The sequence below is a fragment of the Paraburkholderia sp. Cpub6 genome, assembly GCF_014201065.1.
GTDB classification, from domain to species: Bacteria; Pseudomonadota; Gammaproteobacteria; order Burkholderiales; family Burkholderiaceae; genus Paraburkholderia; species Paraburkholderia tuberum.
In genome coordinates this window covers 106,282-124,860 of sequence record NZ_JACHDM010000007.1, presented here as the reverse complement: position 1 = coordinate 124,860, position 18,579 = coordinate 106,282, and the positions used below count along the sequence as shown (strand labels likewise).

At 65.7% G+C, this 18,579-nt stretch carries 18 protein-coding genes and 1 tRNA gene; 7 read left to right on the top strand and 12 right to left on the bottom strand.

The genetic code is table 11. The features are described 5' to 3' along the window. Positions 1 to 5 precede the first annotated feature (5 nt). The 4 genes from HDG33_RS15220 to HDG33_RS15205 are packed head-to-tail and all read right to left on the bottom strand — an operon-like array spanning position 6 to position 3,696. On the bottom strand, positions 6 to 1,079 hold the full coding sequence (locus HDG33_RS15220) for a DUF1839 family protein (RefSeq protein ID WP_184029335.1): 1,074 nt from the start codon (positions 1,077 to 1,079) through the stop codon (positions 6 to 8). Beyond that, on the bottom strand, positions 1,076 to 2,140 hold the full coding sequence (locus tag HDG33_RS15215) for an amino acid--[acyl-carrier-protein] ligase (protein ID WP_184029332.1): 1,065 nt from the start codon (positions 2,138 to 2,140) through the stop codon (positions 1,076 to 1,078). Before HDG33_RS15215 ends, HDG33_RS15220 begins: the two co-directional genes overlap by 4 nt. Beyond that, on the bottom strand, positions 2,141 to 3,448 hold the full coding sequence (locus HDG33_RS15210; RefSeq protein ID WP_184029329.1) for an acyl-CoA dehydrogenase family protein: 1,308 nt from the start codon (positions 3,446 to 3,448) through the stop codon (positions 2,141 to 2,143). Continuing rightward, on the bottom strand, positions 3,445 to 3,696 hold the full coding sequence (locus tag HDG33_RS15205) for an acyl carrier protein (protein ID WP_013089253.1): 252 nt from the start codon (positions 3,694 to 3,696) through the stop codon (positions 3,445 to 3,447). The genes HDG33_RS15210 and HDG33_RS15205 overlap by 4 nt, the downstream gene beginning before the upstream one ends. Before the next feature lie 368 nt (positions 3,697 to 4,064). Between HDG33_RS15205 and HDG33_RS15200 the strand changes: the two genes are divergently transcribed. Beyond that, positions 4,065 to 4,598: a GNAT family N-acetyltransferase gene (locus HDG33_RS15200; RefSeq protein ID WP_184029325.1), complete on the top strand. Its 534-nt coding sequence runs from the start codon at positions 4,065 to 4,067 to the stop codon at positions 4,596 to 4,598. A gap of 98 nt (positions 4,599 to 4,696) precedes the next feature. Here the strand turns inward: HDG33_RS15200 and HDG33_RS15195 are convergent, their stop codons facing one another. Beyond that, positions 4,697 to 6,166 (bottom strand): oligosaccharide flippase family protein, encoded by a 1,470-nt coding sequence (locus HDG33_RS15195; protein ID WP_184029321.1) that lies wholly within the window; start codon positions 6,164 to 6,166, stop codon positions 4,697 to 4,699. Between the two features lie 470 nt (positions 6,167 to 6,636). On the opposite strand from HDG33_RS15195, the gene HDG33_RS15190 reads away from it, so the two are divergent. From HDG33_RS15190 to HDG33_RS15170, 5 genes are all read left to right on the top strand, one after another. After that, positions 6,637 to 8,487, top strand: coding sequence for an alpha/beta fold hydrolase (locus HDG33_RS15190; protein ID WP_184029318.1), 1,851 nt, complete (start codon positions 6,637 to 6,639; stop codon positions 8,485 to 8,487). Positions 8,488 to 8,623: 136 nt separating this feature from the next. Next, positions 8,624 to 9,766, top strand: coding sequence for a sugar phosphate nucleotidyltransferase (locus HDG33_RS15185; RefSeq protein ID WP_184029315.1), 1,143 nt, complete (start codon positions 8,624 to 8,626; stop codon positions 9,764 to 9,766). Continuing rightward, positions 9,766 to 9,921 (top strand): hypothetical protein, encoded by a 156-nt coding sequence (locus tag HDG33_RS15180; protein ID WP_409259018.1) that lies wholly within the window; start codon positions 9,766 to 9,768, stop codon positions 9,919 to 9,921. The genes HDG33_RS15185 and HDG33_RS15180 overlap by 1 nt, the downstream gene beginning before the upstream one ends. Before the next feature lie 374 nt (positions 9,922 to 10,295). Further along, the gene (locus tag HDG33_RS15175) at positions 10,296 to 11,015 is read left to right on the top strand and encodes a FadR/GntR family transcriptional regulator (protein WP_184029312.1); all 720 of its coding nucleotides are present in this window, start codon (positions 10,296 to 10,298) and stop codon (positions 11,013 to 11,015) included. Between the two features lie 186 nt (positions 11,016 to 11,201). Then, the gene (locus HDG33_RS15170; protein WP_221311418.1) at positions 11,202 to 12,248 is read left to right on the top strand and encodes a Gfo/Idh/MocA family protein; all 1,047 of its coding nucleotides are present in this window, start codon (positions 11,202 to 11,204) and stop codon (positions 12,246 to 12,248) included. A gap of 34 nt (positions 12,249 to 12,282) precedes the next feature. Here the strand turns inward: HDG33_RS15170 and HDG33_RS15165 are convergent, their stop codons facing one another. The 7 genes from HDG33_RS15165 to HDG33_RS15135 all read right to left on the bottom strand — a co-directional run bounded on the left by HDG33_RS15165 (position 12,283) and on the right by HDG33_RS15135 (position 17,855). Beyond that, on the bottom strand, positions 12,283 to 12,942 hold the full coding sequence (locus HDG33_RS15165; RefSeq protein ID WP_184029308.1) for an amino acid ABC transporter permease: 660 nt from the start codon (positions 12,940 to 12,942) through the stop codon (positions 12,283 to 12,285). A gap of 185 nt (positions 12,943 to 13,127) precedes the next feature. Further along, a complete protein-coding gene (locus HDG33_RS15160) occupies positions 13,128 to 13,922 on the bottom strand; it encodes a cystine ABC transporter substrate-binding protein (RefSeq protein WP_090805719.1) in 795 nt (264 codons plus the stop codon). A 106-nt stretch (positions 13,923 to 14,028) separates the two neighbouring features. Beyond that, entirely contained in the window at positions 14,029 to 15,090 is a 1,062-nt protein-coding gene (locus HDG33_RS15155; RefSeq protein ID WP_184029305.1) for a quinone-dependent dihydroorotate dehydrogenase, read from the bottom strand. Between the two features lie 87 nt (positions 15,091 to 15,177). Further along, positions 15,178 to 16,023: an arginyltransferase gene (locus HDG33_RS15150; RefSeq protein ID WP_184029302.1), complete on the bottom strand. Its 846-nt coding sequence runs from the start codon at positions 16,021 to 16,023 to the stop codon at positions 15,178 to 15,180. Between the two features lie 101 nt (positions 16,024 to 16,124). Then, positions 16,125 to 16,862, bottom strand: coding sequence for a leucyl/phenylalanyl-tRNA--protein transferase (gene aat, locus HDG33_RS15145; RefSeq protein ID WP_184029299.1), 738 nt, complete (start codon positions 16,860 to 16,862; stop codon positions 16,125 to 16,127). Positions 16,863 to 16,871: 9 nt separating this feature from the next. Then, entirely contained in the window at positions 16,872 to 17,417 is a 546-nt protein-coding gene (locus HDG33_RS15140) for an NUDIX hydrolase (RefSeq protein WP_090804352.1), read from the bottom strand. Between the two features lie 361 nt (positions 17,418 to 17,778). Then, positions 17,779 to 17,855, bottom strand: a tRNA-Met gene (locus HDG33_RS15135). Between the two features lie 223 nt (positions 17,856 to 18,078). Here HDG33_RS15135 and HDG33_RS15130 point away from each other — a divergent pair. Then, on the top strand, positions 18,079 to 18,576 hold the full coding sequence (locus HDG33_RS15130) for a heme-degrading domain-containing protein (RefSeq protein ID WP_184029296.1): 498 nt from the start codon (positions 18,079 to 18,081) through the stop codon (positions 18,574 to 18,576). Positions 18,577 to 18,579 lie beyond the last annotated feature (3 nt).

Sequence of the window (18,579 nt, the reverse complement as noted above, 5' to 3'; positions counted from 1 at the left end):
CCGTATTAGCGCACCAAGGCGGCCAGCGGTGGCAGCGTTTTTTCATAAGCGCTTTCAAGCACGTCGAAGCAGTCTTCGCAGGTATCGCGACGGCCGCGCGCGATCGCGCGAATGAGCCGGAACTGCATCACCATCGACTCCGACGCGATGCGTTGCGCGGCGGCCGGTATCGTCGGCGGGATCTCGAAGCCTTGCGCGAACAGCCACTGCAGATACTTCGACAGGAACTCGAAGTTCGCGCCGAGCTGCCGCATCAGATTGAACGAGTACAGATGGAAGTACGCCTCGTCGCGCTCGAACAGCGTATCGAGATGCGCGGGAAACGCGGCACGCCATTGCGAAATCGGATTGGTCAACGGACGCCGTTCCAGATGCGCGCACAGCAGTTCCGCCGACGCCTCCGCGAGCGCGGTGCCTGCGAGCGCGGGCCGCGCCTGCTTGGCGAACTCGACGTAGGGAAACAGCAGATCGGGCTGCGCGGTGAAATGCGGCAGCTTGCGAAACACGCCGTCGTAGTCGTCGCCCTCGAGCCGGTGGTAGCCGGTGTTGTGGAAATAGCCGAGGCGGCGCGCGGCGGTGTCGACGAAGTCGATGCCGATCGTGGTCTTCGGATGCTCGCGGCGATACGAGGTCGCGCGCGTATCGGGGAGGTAGTAGCCGTCGACCTCGACGAGCACGGTGTGGCCGCGCAGCGTCTGCGCGAGCACGCGTTCTTCGAGCGAGTCGTAGATCGCGAGCTCCTGCACCTGGGTGCCATACAGACGTTCGAGATCATCGAGCGGAAACTTGAAGAACGTGAACTGATCGCCTTCGAAATCCTGCGTGACCGTGAACGCGAGCGCCGCGCGCGGATCGAGCCCGAAGCCGTGCAGCAGCTCGATCCACAGATCGACATAGCAGTTGGTCTCCTGCCACACGCGTTCGCCCTGATGCAGCGCGTGCGCTACGTGCTCGCGCAACTGCGTGCCGGCACCGGGCACCGCGTGGGTCTGCTGATGCGTCGGCGGATCGCCTGCGCGTCGCGGCAGCGACGAGTTGGCGAGCGCGCCGGCAAGCGCCGAAGTCGGCGATGGATTCATGCGCGCTCCCCGGCGACGGTCGCGGTTTGCGTAGATTGCGCCGCCTGCAGCGCATCCGCGACGCGGGTCTCGGTATCGCCCCACAGCAGCGCGCGCACGTCGTCGGGCCACGCGTCGACGTCGAGCCCATGATGACGGAATAGCGCGAGCGTGATGCGTTCCATGCCGAAGCCGACACAGCCCGTATGCGCGGTCGCGCCGTCTTCGCAGGCGATCTTCCAGATCGCGCCGAAGTGGTCCATGTGATAGTTGAACGACAGGCAGGCCGTCTTGCCGCGCGGATCGGCAACCGCGATCAGCAACTCGAACTTGAGCGCCTGCGCGCGCTGACTATCGGCGACGATCTTGCCGCCGCGGCCGAAGAACGGATCGTTCGCGAGATCGACTTCGACCGGCAAGCCTAGCAGCTTCACAAGCAGCGAGCCGCGCTCGATCCACATCTGCCGGAACGCCATCACCTGCTCGGGGCTGCCGAGACGCACGTATTCCCGTTGACGGAACATCTGCATGCGGCCCGGATCGAGCGACGGCTCATGACGGAAGCAGTACGACAGCACGTCGACGGTGCGGCCGTCGGCGGGCAGCGCGCCGCGCCGCGCCATCACCGGATAGATCGGATAGCAGGCGGCCGGCGTCAGCACGACGCGCGTCGGTTTCTGTTGCGCGAGCCACGCGTCGCCGCGGTCGTCGTCGCTGTCGGCCATCGCATCGTCGAGCGCGCGCAGCAGACGGTGGTGGCCCATGTCGTCGCCGCAAAACGAATGGATGGTGCCCGCGAGATTCGGAAAGCTCTTCAGGTATTCGCTATCCTCGAAGTCGATGCGGCGCATCGCGGGCGGAAAACGCAATACTTCGGCTTGCTGATCTTTACCCAGCTGCGTAATCGCGAGGTTCAGCCGGTCGATCACGTCCTCGAAAACCTGGCTGCGGCCATACAGTCCGTTTTCACCAGTATCGATCAGCAGGCCGGCGGCCAGCATCTCGTCGCGCAGCGTGAGCGAAGGCCCCACGTCCGCGGCGGCGGCCGCGGCGATAGCGGCGGTATCGGTCATCAGCTTCATTCAGGGTCTCCCCGGCGCGGCAGGACGTTGCGCGAGCAGCAGACTCGCGGTGTTCTGCGCGATACGGTCGTTATTGATCATCAAGGGCGCCGAGTGCAGGTCGCGCAGATGGCGGCCGACGCTATAGGGCGTGCCGTTCTTGTAGCCCGCCATGCCGCAGATCATCAGCACTTCCTGTACGACCTGCAGCGCGGTGGTCGAAATGCTGGTCTTCAGCGTGTTCATGTCCGACGCGAAACCGAGCATCGCCGCGAGCGGGGCGTCCGCCTGGGTCGCGCCCTCGCGTGCCTGATGCGCGGCGCGCGCGGCCTCCAGCGCGACCGATAGACGCGCCTGCATCATCTGCAGCAGCCCGACCGCTTCGGCGAGCCGCAGGCCCGCCGGCGGCATCGTGCCGGGCTTCGCGCGCGCCTGCGCGCGGAAGAACGCTTTCGCGCGATTGACCGCGTCGACGGCGATGCCGGTCCATACCGACGCCCACAGCGTGTGCGACACGGGCAGCATGGTCTGATCGGCGATGTCGGCGAACGGCGTCGCGAGGATCTGTTCGGCCAGTCCCGTCGCGACCAGCCGGAAGCCCTCGCTGCAGGTGCCGCGCATGCCCATCGCGTCCCAGCCGCCGCGCCGCTCGAGCTGCGTATCGGCGCGCAGCGCGACGATCAGCACCTGGTCGGACGCGGCCGCGTCGGCGGTGCGCCGCGCGGTCACGAGGATGCCGTCGGCGTGCGCGCCGTACGAGATCGTCGGTGCGAGCTTTTCGATCCGGAAACGCGCGCCATCGAGCTCCACCGAGCACGCGCTCGTGCGCATGTTGCCGCCGATCGTCTCTTCCGACGTCGCCGACGCGAGCAGCCATTGCTGCTCGGCCAGTTGTGCAAGCAGGCTCGCTTGCCAGGCGCAGGCGCCGCGATGAGAGTCGATGCACGCGACCTGGATCTGATGCATCGCATAGATCATCGCGGTCGATGCGCAGCCCTGCGCCAGTGTTTCGCAGATCGCACCGATATCGGCAAGCGACAGGCCCGCGCCGCCGAAAGCGGTCGGCACCATCGCCGACAGCAAACGCTCGGCCTTGAGCGCGTCGAACGCCTCGACCGGAAAGCGCGCCTCGTGGTCCACGGCGTCCGCGTACTGCGCGGCGATCGCCGCGCAACGATGCGCTGCAGCACGCCATTCGGGACCGGTATCGAGCGCGCTCAGCGCCCCGGTGGCAGCGCCCTGGCCATCGCCGGTCCGGGCGTCAGTAGTCGAGTTCGAGGCCGCCCCGCAGGCCGCTGCGGCGGCCTGACCCAGCAGCGGCGCACTCATGCCGCCGCCTTGGCCTGCTGCAACTCCGTCATCGCGGCGGCCATCGAGTCGATGCTCGAGAACAGGCGGCGCGTCAGCATACGGTCAGGAATTTCGACGTTGAATTCGTCTTCCATGGCAAGCATCAGATGCACGGTCGCGAGCGATGAGAGTCCGGCAGCATAGAGGTCGGCGTCGTCGGCGAGGCTTTCCACCGGGACATCCAGGCGTGCGGATTCAGAAAGGATGCGTCTCAATGCAGTTTTCATGCAGTGCTCCCCTTATGGTCAAAGGTCTGCCGATCGGTGCCGAGGTCGAATGACGTCGGCACCTGATTTTCGTGTGCAGGTTCGTGCGGTGCGAAGACCGCGGCGTGCGTTCGCGATGGTGCAGTGCGGTGTTGCAGGCGGGCCTGCGTGATGCCATCCGCGCTACCGGGCGCACGTGGCAAGACTGCGATTCGTTGGCTCGTATTTAAGATTCGTCAACCCCGAGCGTCAGTGCGATGGCGCACGGAAGCACATCTTTAGCGCACGTTACCGTGTAGTCGATGATGAGGGACCGTCATGGATCGGCCTGCCGTCGCGCACGGCAGGCATCGCCGGACCCGCCGAAAATTTTGACAGCCGGGGGCGTGATGAACTGGAAAACGCTGGAGTTCGATCAGCTATCTGCACGTGAGTTGTATGTCGTGCTGCGTGCGCGCAGTGCGGTATTCGTCGTCGAGCAGTCGCATGTGTGCCTCGACGCGGACGGTCGCGACGAGCAGGCCTTGCATGTGTTCGCGGTCGAAGACATGGCGCGGCCGATGCCGGTGCTCGCCTATGCGCGGGTGCAGCCCGGCGATTCCGAAGATCCGGAAGTGACGATCGACAAGGTGCTGACGAGTCCGCTGCGGCGCGGCGACGGCACCGCCGAGATGCTGATCGAGCGTGTGCTCGAAGCGGTCGCCCAACGCTGGCCGGGCCGCGCCACGCGCGTGAGCGCACCGCTTGGCTTGCGCGGGTTCTACGAGCAGTTCGGCTTTCGCAAGACGGAGGGACCGTACCTCGAACACGGTATGCCGTTCATCGGTCTCACGCGTCAGGTGCGCGGCGCTCAGGCGCGCTTCGGTCTGAGGCGCCGCGAGCGCGACGGCGCATCGTTCGTCAATACGTTCGAGCTGTTGTGATGCCGCGTCGGCTGGGTACGTGTTTTCAGCCTTGGCATCCAGGTCCACCGACCGTGCACCAGCGGTGGACCGGCGTCATTGATTGCGCGCGCCGGGACTCAGCCTCGTGCCCGTCCGGACGACGGCGCGCAACGCAGCCAGAGCCTGTAAAGCGCGTCGCGCAACTCGCTCGACCCGCGCAGCGACATGCCGAAGTTCGCCGCGCTCAACGCGAGCGCGACGACGATCGCCAACAGCAACGCGCTGATCGAATCCGCGAGCGCGAGCGCGACGAGCAGAAACGCGAGATGCGCGAGCATGTTGCGCACGATCGTCCATGCATGCAGCCGTGAGAACGCGAGCAACACCGAGTAATCGAGCAGCACCTTCAGCACGACGACGACCGCCGCGCCCATGATGCCGAACCAGTGGATGCCGCACCACAACGCGCCGGTAAAGAACGGCAACTGAAGCCAGCTGACGCTCGCCACTGCCACGGGATGGGTCTGCGCCTGCAACAGGCTGCCGAGGATGCTCGACTGGCCGCTCAGCCACACGCCGAGGATCAGCACGCTCGCGACCGGCGCCGCGGCGGCGAGCTGCGGTCCGAGCCACAGCAGCAAAAACGGCTTCAGGGCGAACAGCGCGATGATCACGCAAGGCGTAAATGCTCCATTGAGAAACGCGAGCGCGTTGTGCGCGAGCGCATCCGCATCCTCGCGCGACGCCGCCGACAGTCGCGGAAACAGGGTGCGCACCATCGCGAGCGGCAGCAGGTTCAATCGATTGATCAGGTTTTGCGGCGTCGCGTAGTAAGTGACGAAGCGCGCACCGAGCAGTCCGCCGATGAACACGCGGTCGAGCGTCGACGCGATCATGTTGGCGCCGGAAAACATCAGCAGCCAGCGGCCGTTGCGGAACAGCCCAATCATCAAGCGCCATTGCGGCATCCGCATACGGCGAATGCCGAGCGCGCGAATGGCGGCCACGCCCAGCATCAGGCCGCCGACGAAACGCGCGATCACGGCGGTTGGAATCGCGATCGCGAGTGACGGCGAAAAGCAGAGGACCGCCGCGATCGGCAGCAACTGGAACAGCGCGGTGCCGAGCGTCTGGTTGATGTTGTAGCTCGTGAAGCACTCGACGCCGGTAATCGCGCCCGCGAACACCCAGGTCACGTTCGCGATCGGCACAGCGAGCGCGATCCACGGCAGGCTCGCCATCACTTCATGCTGGAACGTCGGCTCGATTTTCACGCCGTAGGTGATGTAGACGATGGCTCCGGCATAAATCAGCGCGCCGCCGATGATGCCGGTACCGAGATTCATGAACCACGCACTCCAGAAGATCGGTTCGATCGAATCGTCGCTGGCCGCGCGAGCTTTGGCGATCTGGTTTTCGGTCGCCAGACTGGTGCCCAGATCGAGGACGCTGAAGTAGCCGATCAGCGCCCACACCAGATTGATCACCCCGTAACGCTCGGCGCCCAGCAGATGAATGTAGGTGGGCACGGTCACGAGGGAAACGAAGGTCGGCGCGACGGCGCCGGCAAAGTTGATGAAGATGTTCCTGACGATGCTTCGTTCCATGTTCCATTGCCGGGCCGGTGAGAAGGGCCGCGCGGACACACGCGGCGGCATCAACTTTTCGCAGGTCTTGCATCTTGCCCCCGGGCGCCGCGTGACTGTGTGGGTGGCCGTACAGATAGCCGCGATCGGGCGGGGGTTAAATGGCAAAGGTCATAGGGTAGCGCGGTGGTTGGCCCGAGCCGGCCGCGCGCACCGCATTGCGGAGCATGCCCGGGCGCGCCCGCGCCGTCTCCACCACGTATTGCTCGCGGCACGCTGCACGCAGCCGCCGGCATCGACTACAGCGCATGAGCGACGCGATCCGCCGCGCGTCGGTCCATGCGCGGGGCATGCTGCACTGCACAGCACGCTCATCGACACACGCCAGCGCAGCGCGATTCGGATCCCAAACCAATGTGGCGCGACGCACATATGCGCGAGAGCACCTTTGTTGTAATCACTTGAAAGGAAGAAATCGTAAGGAGCGGACCGTGAGACCCATCGTCTTCGACGGCAAATTCGGCTGGTTGCATCCAGCCAACGGCCCGGATGGCGTTGTGATGTGTTCCCCGTTTGGCTACGACACGCTGTGCACGTATCGCGGCATGCGCCGGCTCGCCGAGCGCCTCGCCGCGCGCGGCATGCCGGTGCTGCGCTTCGACTACCCGGCGACCGGCGATTCAGCCGGCGACCCGACCGACGCCGGCCTGTGGCGCGCATGGATCGACAGCGTCAAGCAGGCGGTCGCGCAACTGCGCGAGGCGACCGGCGTCGAGCGTGTCAGCGTGTGCGGTCTGCGTCTCGGCGGCATGCTGGCCGCGCTTGCCGCGCAGGAACTTGGGGATGTGCACGGTCTCGTGCTGATGTCGCCGGTGCTGTCGGGCAAGACTTACCAGCGCGAATTGCGCGCGCATTACCGGCAGTGGTTGAACGATCCGGCCGCGATGGATTGCGTGGTCGAGCCCGATACCGACGAGTTCGTCGAAGCGTATGGCTTTCGCATGTATCGCGACACGCTGCAAAGCCTGCTCGCGGCGGATCTGTATCGCGCGACGAGCCGGCCGGCCGCGCGTGTGCTGCTGCTCGATTCACTGAACCCGGCTCGCGCCGGTGCGCTCGCCGCGCATTACAGCGAACATGGTGTCGAGCTCGAGCGGCACCCGTTCGACGAATACAGCCGCTTCATGATGGAACCGCTCGAAAGCGAAATACCGCACGCCGCGTTCGAGACCATCGAGAACTGGCTGCTGGCGGGGAACGCGCAAACGGCCCAAACGGTGGTGCGCGTGCCTGAGCGAGGCGAAGAGCCGGCGGGCGGCCACTATGTCGCGCCGAGGCTGCACGAGACGCCGGTGTGGCTGAACGAGGGCAAGGTGTTCGGCATCTACTGCCGGCCCGACGGCGCCGCGGCGGCGCGCGCGCCGGCGGTGCTGCTGCTCAATACCGGCGCGGTGTCGCGGATCGGCAATGGGCGTTTCGGCGTACATTTCGCGCGGCGTCTCGCACGCCAGGGGATCGCGTCGCTGCGCATCGACGTCCGTGGTGTCGGCGACAGCATGCCGTCGTGCGACACGTTGAGCCTCGACGCGCTGTACTCTCAGTCGAGTGCCGGCGACGCCGCGTACGCGTCGCGCTGGCTTGCCGCGCGCGGTCATGCGGGCGCGCTGCTGCTCGGCATCTGCTCGGGCGCCTACACCGGCCTGCATGCGGCGACGCACGAAGCGGCAGTGGTGGGCGCGGTGATCGTCAACGTGCAGAAGTTCAGATGGCATAACGTCTGCGACGAACACGGCAAGCCGATGATCCCGGTGTCCGCGTTCGGCTCGACGCGCAACTACATGCGCTCGATGAAGCAGCCGGGCAAATGGCTGCGCGTGCTCAAGGGCGAGACGGGCGGCTGGGGCCTCGTGCGCGAGCTGGTGGTACGCCAGCTCGCGCGGACCGGCGAAACGCTGGCCGACCGGATCGAGCAACTGTGTGGCCTCGAATTCGGCGCGCGTGACGAGCGGCATCTGTTCGCGAACCTCGAAGCACGGGGCGTCGACACGCACCTGGTGTTCGGTGTGCTGGACGAAGGCGTCGAGGAGCTCGAGCGCTACTTCGGCGTGCGCGGCGCGCGGCTCGCGCGCTTCACGCGCATTCACGTGGCCTTCTGCAAGCACACCGATCACGCGATCCTGTCGTCGGTGGCGCAGGAAAACATCATGTCGTACGTCGAGAACGTCTATCGCGGCGGCTTCACGAAGCTGCGTCAGCCCGACAGCGCGGCGCTCGACGGCGAGCTGCACAGGCACGATGAACATCGCGCCGCGGGGGCGTTGCGTCCGTTCGGAGAAGCATAGGGAGCACGCGGACAGACAGGGCCGCCCAGGCCGCCGTGTGTGTCGCGCGCATACGACTGAACGCGCGTGCGACCACGAGGCACTTGCTGGCGTCATGTCGGCCCGTGAACAGGATCTGGATTCGACAGGATCGCAAATGAATCGAATGGTAGAACCAGGTAATCCGCCCGCGCCGCAGGCTGGGACCGCCGCCGCGCTGCGCGAACTGACCGTGCAACCGGTGATTCTAGCGAGCGGCTCCGGTGCGAGGCTGTGGCCGCTGTCGCGCGAACGCAATCCGAAGCAGCGGATCGGGCTGATGGGCGACCAGTCGCTGCTCGAAGCGACGCTGCGCCGGCTCGACGACGCGTTCGTCCCGGCCGCGCCCGACGCGGCCCGCACCACGCCGCCCGCCGCGCCGCTGGTGGTCTGCTGCGAGGAACTGCGGCTGCCGACGCTCGAGCGCGTCGAGCAGTACCGCAAGCCGGTGCGCATACTGCTCGAACCGATGGCGCGCAACACCGCTCCGGCGCTGACCGTCGCGGCGCTCGCCGCGCGCGCGTCGGCCGCGGCCGGCGACGATCCGATCCTGGTCGCGCTGCCCGCCGATCATCCGATCGCCGATCAAGCGGCGTTCGGCGCGGCGCTCAACGAAGCGCTCGCGCATGCTTCGCGGGACGCGATCGTCACGCTCGGCGTGCCGCCGCAGCGCGCGGCGACCGGCTACAGCTATATCCGCACCGCCGCGGCCTTGGGAAACCGGGGCGCGCGGACGATCGAGCGCTTCGTCGAGAAGCCCGATGCCGAGCTGGCCGAGCGCTACTTCGCGTCGGGTGAGTACTGGTGGAACAGCGGCATGTTCGTGGTGCGCGCGTCGGTGTGGCTCGACGCGATCGGCCTGTGCCGTCCGCTGATCGCGGCGGCCTGCAAGGACGCATTCGCAGGCGCGAGCATCGACGAGGCCGGCGCGCTGCATCTTGCGCGCGACGCGTTCGCCGCGTGTCCGTCCGACGCAGTCGACCATGCGGTGATGGAGCGCATGGGCAGCGACGCGCGTCTCGTCGGCGTGACGGTGCCGCTCGACGCGGGCTGGTCGGACCTCGGCGCCTGGGACTCGGTATGGGACGCGTCGAGCAAGGACGGCGACGAGCGCTTCCTGCTGTCGGAGAATCAGTCGACGTTGATTCCGCTGGGCGTCAGGCATCGGCTCGAAAATGCTGGCAAGACGCCGCTGGAAATCATCGAGGTGCATTCGGGCGGCGATCCCGGCGAAGACGACATCGTGCGCTTGCACGGCTGATGGACACCGAGCTGTTCGGCGTCAGCGTGCTGTCGGAGGCGCAGGAGCCGCACAGCCGGCATTTCGCGGGCGAGGCGCAGAGCCGCTTCGCGCCGCCTTGCGCGCCGCGCTTCGCGGCGGTCGCGGCGAGCGCGTCGAACGAAGACTCGGCGTGATGCGGCGTCCGCACGCCGCGGACCCAGCTGCGCCGCTTGCGCTTCGCACGACATCTTTGTTCGCCGGAACACGCAGGCGTCCGACCACGTCCGTGCAAATCAGACAATTTCATCACGCCAACGTGCGAATGCGCACAAATCAATCCCCGCAACGCAGGCACGCTTGACGAGCGAGCTTTGTGCCTGACGAAACAGATGGCGTTACACGAACGAAACAAATCTTCAGAGGGATAACCCTGTCAGGAAGTGTCCCACTGGCGCATCCGTTTCGAAGCTTGCAACGTATCGAAAAACGATTCTATTGGCATAACAGATACGTACGGGCCCTTCAATCAACAGGCCACGCGGGGTCAACACCGCTTCGGGGATATGTCATGGAACACGCAAACAAGGATCGCTCGTTGGTGAGCAAAGTCATGGACGGGCTCGTCAGCGGCATCGTCGAGGAAAAATACGGCGCGATTCTGCCGCCGCAGGATGTGCTGTCGAAGGAATTCGATGTGAGCCGCACCGTGATGCGCGAGGCGCTATCGATGCTGCTCGCGCGCGACATGCTCGACGTGCGGCCGAAGATCGGCACGCGCATCCGGCCGATGAGCGACTGGCGCATGATCGACGAGGACGTCGTCAATTGGCGTTTTCGCGCAAAGCCCGATCCGATGTTTCTGCGTGACGTGATCGAGTTTCGCATGCTGATCGAACCGCGCGCGTCGGCGCAGGCGGCCGCGCGCGGCAGTGCCGCGGAAGTCGCGGCGATTCGCGAGGCGTTCGAGGCGTTTCGCATGATCCGTCCGGGCGAGGCCGGCTATCAGGAAGCCGACGAGCTGTTCCATACGCGCATCGTGATCGCGAGCGGCAACCAGTTCTTCAAGCAGATGGCGGCGATCATTCGCGGCGCGCTGTCGACCCTCAATCCGATCGTGCACGACCGCGAAGGGCTGTGGGAGAGTGCGATCGCATCGCATCAGCGCGTCATCGAAGCGATCGAGCGGCGCGATCCGAAGGAGGCCGAGATCGCTGCGCTCGCGATGATCGATTACGCGGCCGAGGAGGTCGGCGGGCGGTTTTCCTCGGAGCCGCCAGCGCGGGTTTGAGCGTGATTGCGAGCGCGGGCTGAGCGTATCTGTGAACGTCCGGCCGCGGGAGCGGCGGGGTGGGGTGTCGAAGGTCGGTGCGCGGCAGTGATGCCGCATGGTTCGATTGGCCGGGTTCGCCGCGTTCGCAAGCGGCATCGGTGACAATAGCGGCTGTTCCGAACCGCATGGACCTTTGCACACACGATGACAGATACGACAGCGGCACCGCACGCAGCCAGCACCCAACCGACCGATCGGGCAGCGCAGGACACCACTTCATCGCGCGAGATCCGCTGGGGGATCGTCGGCACCGGCCGGATTGCATGCCGCTTCGCGCAAGGGCTCGCGTTCGTGCCGCGGACGCGGCTCGCGGCGCTGTGGTCGCGTCGCGTGGAACCGGCCCAGGCGTTCGCCGATGAATTCGGCGGCGCCGTCTGCGACAGTTTCGATACTCTGCTCGCGAGCGGTATCGACGCGCTCTATATCGCGACGCTGCAGGACAGTCACGCCGACTATGCGATCGCCGCGTTGCGAGCCGGGCTGCACGTGCTGTGCGAGAAACCCGCGTGTATCAATCGTCCGCAGCTCGAGCGCGTGCTCGACACCGCGCGCGCTTCGCAACGGCTCTTCATGGAAGCGATGAAGCCGCCGTTCTATCCGCTCTACAGAAGGTTGCGCGAGCACCTCGCGGCCGAGCCGATCGGCGAGGTCGGGCTCGTGCGCGCGGGCTGCTCGGTGCCGGGCGTGCCGGCCGATCATCCGTCGCTGTCGTTCGAGCATGCGGGCGGCGCGCTGCTCGATATCGGCATCTACGAGATGTTTCTCGCGGTCGACTGGCTCGGCGCGCCACGCGACGTGCAGACCTTCGGCCGGCTTGGCGCGACCGGCGTCGATACGTTCGCGAGTCTGAACAGCCAGCACGAGCGCGGTGGTATCGCGCAGCTATTCTGCGGGCTCGATCTGCATGGCAAGGGCGATGCGCTGCTGATGGCCCAAGGCGGTCACGTGACGCTGCACGAGCCGTGGTGGAACCCGTCGCGCGCGACGATCCGTTACGCGGATGGCCGCGTCGTCGAACTCGACGAACCGTTCGAAGGCGGCGGCTTGAACTACGAGACCGCGCACTTTTGCGAGCTGATCCGCGCGGGTGTGCTGGAGAGTCCGCTGATGCCGCACGACACGTCGCGACAGATGATCGCGATGGCCGACGCGGCGCGCGCGGCGTTGGGGCTCAAGTTCGCTGGGGAATGAGCCGCTGGGGGCAACGAAAAGGAGCGGGCGGCGCTCAGTGCCGCGTCGGCAGCGACAGCCGCCGCTCGTACCAGCGCTGCGCCCACTCGAGCACCTGACACAGCACCCAGTACACGGCCGCGGCCGCAAGATAAAGCGGCAGCGGCTGGTAGGTCGACGCGATGATTTCCTGCGCGCTGCGCAGCAATTCGGTCACCGTGATGACGGACACGAGCGAGGTGTCCTTGATCAGGCTGATCAGGCTGTTCGACAGACTCGGCACCGCGATGCGCAGCGCCTGCGGCGCGATCACGTAGCGCAGCGTCTGACGCCGCGACAGCCCGAGGCTGTACGAGGCGAGCCACTGGCCTTGGTGGATGCCCAGAATCGCGCCGCGCATGCTCTCGGACAGATACGCGGCGACGTTCGCCGACAGCGCGATCACGCCGGCCGGCGTCGGATCGAGCGAAATGCCGAAGCTCGGCAGACCGTAATAAATCACGAAGATCTGCACGAGCAGCGGCGTGCCGCGCATCACGCTCACATAGACGCGCGCGATCCAGTTCAGCGGACGGCTGTGGCTGATGCCCATCAGCGCGAGCATGGCGCCGCCGATCAGGCCGAAGATCATCGACAGGATCGCGAACTTGATCGTCAGCAGCGCGCCTTGTGCGAGCACCGGCAGCGATTGGAGCAGCAGGGATGTGATGGACATGGGCATTGTTCTTATTGACGCACAAAGCGCACATCATAAACTTTGGCGCGCGTTCAGGCGCGGGTCGCGCGATGCGGCTTGGGGTATACGCGACGCGCGGCTCGGCTCCCGCAGCTCGCGTGGGCCGCAAAAGCGCGAAGGGCGGCATCGTGATCGATGCCGCCCTTCGTTCGACTCCACGCGTGTTACTTGATCGGCTTGCTGACGTCGATGCCGAACCACTTGTCCGAGATCTTCGTGAAGGTGCCGTCCGCTTCGAGCTGGGTCATTGCGTCGTCGATCGCCTGCGCGAACTTCGGGTTGCCCTTTCTGAACGGAATGCCCGACGGGTTGCCCGGGCCGACGTTCGCGCCGGTGCGCAGCGGCAGGTTCGAGTTCTTCAGCAGGTACGCGAGCATCAGACGGTCGTTCAACGCCGCGTCGAGCCGGCCGGCGGCCAGATCACGCAGGTATTCGGGTGCGCCCGGGTAGGTCTTCACGTCGATGCCCGGCACTGCCTTCGCCATGTCCATATAGTTCGTGCCGAGACCGACGCCGAGCTTCTTGCCCTTCAGGTCTTCGAGCGAGGTGAACTGGCGCGTGTCGTTCTTGCGCTGGATCAGTTGCGCCGCCGAGTACGTGTACGCCGGCGAGAAATCGAGCGTCTGCTTGCGCGCGTCGGTGATGCCGACCTGGTTGACGATCACATCGAACTTGCCCGCCTGCAGACCGGCGATGATGCCGCTCCACTCGGTCGTGACGAACTCGGGCTTCACGCCGAGCCTGGCCGCGACCGCCTTGGCAATGTCGACGTCATAGCCGACCAGCTCGCCCGACGGCGCTTTCGAGTTGAACGGCGGGAAGGTGCCTTCGAGACCGATGCGCAGCGTGCCGCGCTGCTTGACCTGGTCGAGCAGGTCTTCCGCGTGCGCGGTAACGGCGCTCAGCGACGCGCCGATCAGCGCGGTGGCGAGGAGCTTCTTCAACAGGCCGAATTTCATCGTGTTCCTTTGTACGTCTGATGTTTTGACGGTCGAGAGCATAGCAAACGAGCCTATCGCAACCTAAATACCGTTTGTTTATGTCTATATGCGGCGGCGCGGATGCCTAGCGCAACGCCTGCGCGCATTCGGCGACGAGCGCCGGACCTCGGTAGATGAAACCAGTATAAAGCTGCACCAGCGACGCGCCGGCCGCGAGCTTCGCGCGCGCATCGTCGCCCGAGAAAATACCGCCGACGCCGATGATCGGCACCGCCTCGCCGACTTCGGCGCGCAGCTTGCGGATCACCTCGTTCGACGCGTCGAACACCGGCTTGCCCGACAGGCCGCCGGCTTCGTCAGCATGCTGCATGCCGGCGACGGCGGTGCGCGACAGCGTAGTGTTGGTCGCGATGACGCCTTCGAATTTGTGGCGCAGCAAGGTGTCGGCGATCGACTTGACCTGCTCGTCGTCGAGGTCGGGCGCGATCTTCAGTGCGAGCGGCACGAGCTTGCCGTGCATGTCGGCGAGTCTTTGCTGCTTGTCCTTCAGCGCGGCGAGCAGCGCGTCGAGTTCGTCGGCGCCCTGCAGCTGGCGCAGGTTCTTCGTATTCGGCGACGAGATGTTGACCGTCACGTAGCTCGCGAACGGGTACACGCGCTCGAGGCAGTACAGATAGTCTTCAGCGGCGCGCTCGATCGGCGTGTCGGCGTTCTTGCCGATGTTAAGACCGAGGATGCCGCGATAGCGCGCGGCCTGGACGTTCTTCACGAACTGGTCGACGCCGGCGTTGTTGAAGCCCATCCGGTTGATCACCGCGTTCGCCTGCGGCAGCCGGAACATGCGCGGACGCGGATTGCCCGGCTGCGCGCGCGGCGTCACGGTGCCCACTTCGATGAAGCCGAAGCCGAGCGCCGCGAGACCGTCGATGCACGCGCCGTCTTTGTCGAGGCCCGCCGCGAGTCCGACCGGGTTTCGGAACGTCAGGCCCATCACGGTGCGCGGCGAATCCGGCACGCGCGCCGCGAGCGCGCCGGCGAGGCCGGTGCGACCTGCGGCGCCGAGCATGCGCAAAGTCAGATGGTGAGCGTCTTCCGCGTCCATGCGAAAGAGTTGGGCGCGAACGAGCGGATAAAGGGAGCTGAGCACGGGATGAAGCCGGACGGCCGGAAAATGGGAACCCGCCATTTTACCGGCTTTGGGCTTTGATGAGACTGGTGGGGCGTTGCCGGCGACGAGCAGGATCCGGCAACGACTCGACGGACGGCGCCTCGACTACGGCCTGAGCGGCCCGCGTCGTCCATGCATCGCGAAATCGACCGGCGGCAGGTCGATGCTGGCCGGATCGAGCACGCGCCACGCGCCGTCGATCAAGCCTTCGAGCGGCCGGAAATTCGCCTTGTACGCCATTTTCGGGCTTTCGCGAATCCAGTAGCCGAGATACACGTACGGCAGGTTCAGACTGCGCGCCTGCTCGATCTGCCAGAAGATGTTGTAGGTGCCGAAGCTCGCGTGCGGCAGGCTCGGCTCGAAGAACGTGTACACCGACGACAACCCGTCGCCGAGGATATCGATCATGCTGATCATGCGCAGTGCGCCCCGCGCGTCAGGTCGCCCGTCAGGTCGCCCATCGGGCTGCAGCGGCGCTGGCTCACGAAACTCGACGAGCCGCGAGTTGATCCGGCTTTGCAGCAGGAACTGCTCGTACTGGTCGCGGCTGTCGCGATCCATGCCGCCGCCCGCGTGGCGCGCCGACTGGTAGCGCATATACAGCGCGTAATGCTCCTCGTCGTAGTGCAGCGGCGCGACGGTCGCGATCAGGTCGCCGTGCTTTCTCCATACACGCCGCTGCGTGCGGTTCGGCTGAAAACGCTCGACCGGCACGCGCACCGGCACGCACGCGCGGCAGCCGTCGCAATACGGGCGATACGTGAACACGCCCGAGCGCCGGAAGCCCGCCTTGACGAGGTCGGTGTAGACGTCCGAATTGATCAGGTGACTGGGTGTGGCGACCTGCGAGCGCGCAATGCGGCCGTCGAGGTAACTGCAGGGATAGGGCGCCGTTGCATAAAATTGCAGCGCGGAAAGCGGAGAAAGAGGCAGCTCGTTGGGATGAGTCACGTTGGCAGCTCTCGAAGCGTCTCTGGTAATGCAAACCCGGCACGCCCGGCGGTTGATGCCGCTATTCGATGGGCGGCGGACCGGATTCGGCCTGATTGTTCCTACGCCGCCCGCGCGAGGATGTCGAGCACGGCGGTCTTGTCGAAGCGCCACGGGATGGCCGGCGCGCCGACAGACGCGCGAACATGCGCGACAAACGCCTTGCGCGCTATCTCGCGGCCGCCGAGCGACGCCAGATGCGACGTGTTCTGCTGGCAGTCTATCATTTCTATTTCGTGACGTCGCAAGTGGCCGACCAGCGCGGCCAGCGCCATTTTCGAGCCGTCGGTGACGTCGGTATACATCGATTCGCCGAAGAACATCCGCCCGAGCGACACGCCATACAATCCCGCTACACGCTTGCCCTCGAGCCAGGTTTCAATGCTGTGCGCGTCGCCCAGGCGGTGCAGCGACGAATAGGCTTCGACGACGTCGGCGGTGATCCACGTGCCGCGCTGACCGTGGCGCGGCGCCTGCGCGCAGGCGCGCATCACGGCGGCGAAATCGTGATCGACGCGGATTTCCCACGCGTCGTCGCGCAACACGCGCTTGAGCGTCTTGCGCAGCGATGGCGACACCTTGAACTCGGCGGGGCGCAGGATCATGCGCGGATCGGGGCTCCACCACAACACCGGCTGGCCGTCCGAATACCACGGGAAGATCCCGCGCCGATACGCGTCGATGAGGCGCGACGGCAGCAGATCGCCGCTTGCCGCCAGCAGACCGGGCGCGCCGCTCGCGGCGCCGAGCGCGCGCTCGACGGGCGGAAACGGGTCGTCAGCTCCGAGCCAGGGAACCATGCGCGCCGCTCAGCCTTCGCGCAGGGAGCGGAAGATGTCGCCGGTATGCAGGCCGAAACTGCCGGCCGCGCGGTCGGCGAAAAAAAAGCGCAGCGTCTGGCCGACGGTCGGAAACGCGATCTCGTCCCACGGAATCTCGTGCTCCTCGAACAGCTTCACTTCGAGGCTTTCCTCGCCGGCGACGACGTCGAGATCGAGCAGCCGCGCCATGTAGAACAGATGCACCTGATGCACGTGCGGCACATTCAGCAGCGAAAACAGGTTCTGCACCTCGACGCGGGCGCCGGCTTCCTCGAGCGTTTCGCGCGAGGCGGCTTCGGCCGTCGTTTCTCCCATTTCCATGAAGCCGGCGGGCAGTGTCCAGTAACCGTAGCGCGGCTCGATCGCGCGACGGCACAGCAGCACCTTGTCGTCCCACACGGGAACGGTGCCGACCACGTTACGCGGATTCTGATAATGCACGGTGCCGCAACTGCCGCATACGAAGCGCTCGCGATTGTCGCCCGGCGGAATGCTCAGACTGACGCCGTGGCCGCAGACAGAACAGAATTTCATTGGAAAGGGGACGAGAAAGGGTGATAGGAGTTTATCACCGGGGCGAGGGATTACTGAGGCGCCGACAGGGGCTGCGCGAGACGACGTCCAAGGCGGCGAGCGCCGTCGTGTCTGACATTGATTGACAGTCGATTTTTGGATGCGCTGATAGCATCGGTCCTGATGGTTGCGATGGAGGCCACCGCGTCCACCGCAGTCATCTTTTCTCTCTTGTACATTGCCTCGTAGCTTGGCGCGTCATTCAGTTGACGCGCTTTTTTTTCGCCTGAGGGTGGGGCGGTCAAGGGGATCGCCAGAGCAAGGCCACAAAAACAAAAAAGGGTTACACGCCAATGCGTTGTAACCCTTCAATGATTTCGGTTGGTTGCGGGGGTAGGATTTGAACCTACGACCTTCGGGTTATGAGCCCGACGAGCTGCCAGACTGCTCCACCCCGCGTCCGTCGAAGAAAAGATTATAGACCAGCCAGACGGCCAGCGCAATAGCCATGTAAGAATTGGCTTCATTGCGCTTCGCTCTGCCCGCGCGACATCGCCTATCGGAAAGGCTCTGGAAATCCGTGCGCGGACGCTGCGCTAGAATTCAGATTCTCCACGCGGCTCGCCGGATCTTCACGGCGGCGGCCCCTTTGACTCTGATGCCCCGACCCGTTCTGAACCCCATGGATATCGCTCACGACCTGCAGGTCATCGCCATTCAGGAAAAGACCCTCGTGTTTCCCCGCTTCGATGCCGACCGCGCGTGGCAAGTCGGCGCGTATCTGCACGAAGTCGCGAAAGCGCGCGGCATTGCCGCTGCGATCGACGTGCGCACGTTCGGCCAGCCGCTGTTCTTCAGCCTGCTCGACGGCGCGACGCCCGACAACGTCGACTGGGCGCGCCGCAAGGGCAACACCGTCGCGCAATTTCGCCGTAGCTCGTACGCGATCGGTCTGAAAATGCAGCTCGCGGGCGCGACGCTCGCCGACAAGCACGGACTGCCGGCCACCGAGTACGCATCGCACGGCGGCGCGTTTCCGCTGGTGGTGGAAGGGGCGGGCGTGATCGGTTCGATCACGGTGTCCGGTCTGCCGCAGCGCGCCGATCATGAACTCGTGGTCGAAGCGCTGTGCGCGCATCTCGGTCACGACTACGGCAAGCTCGCGCTCGCGAAAAACTGACGC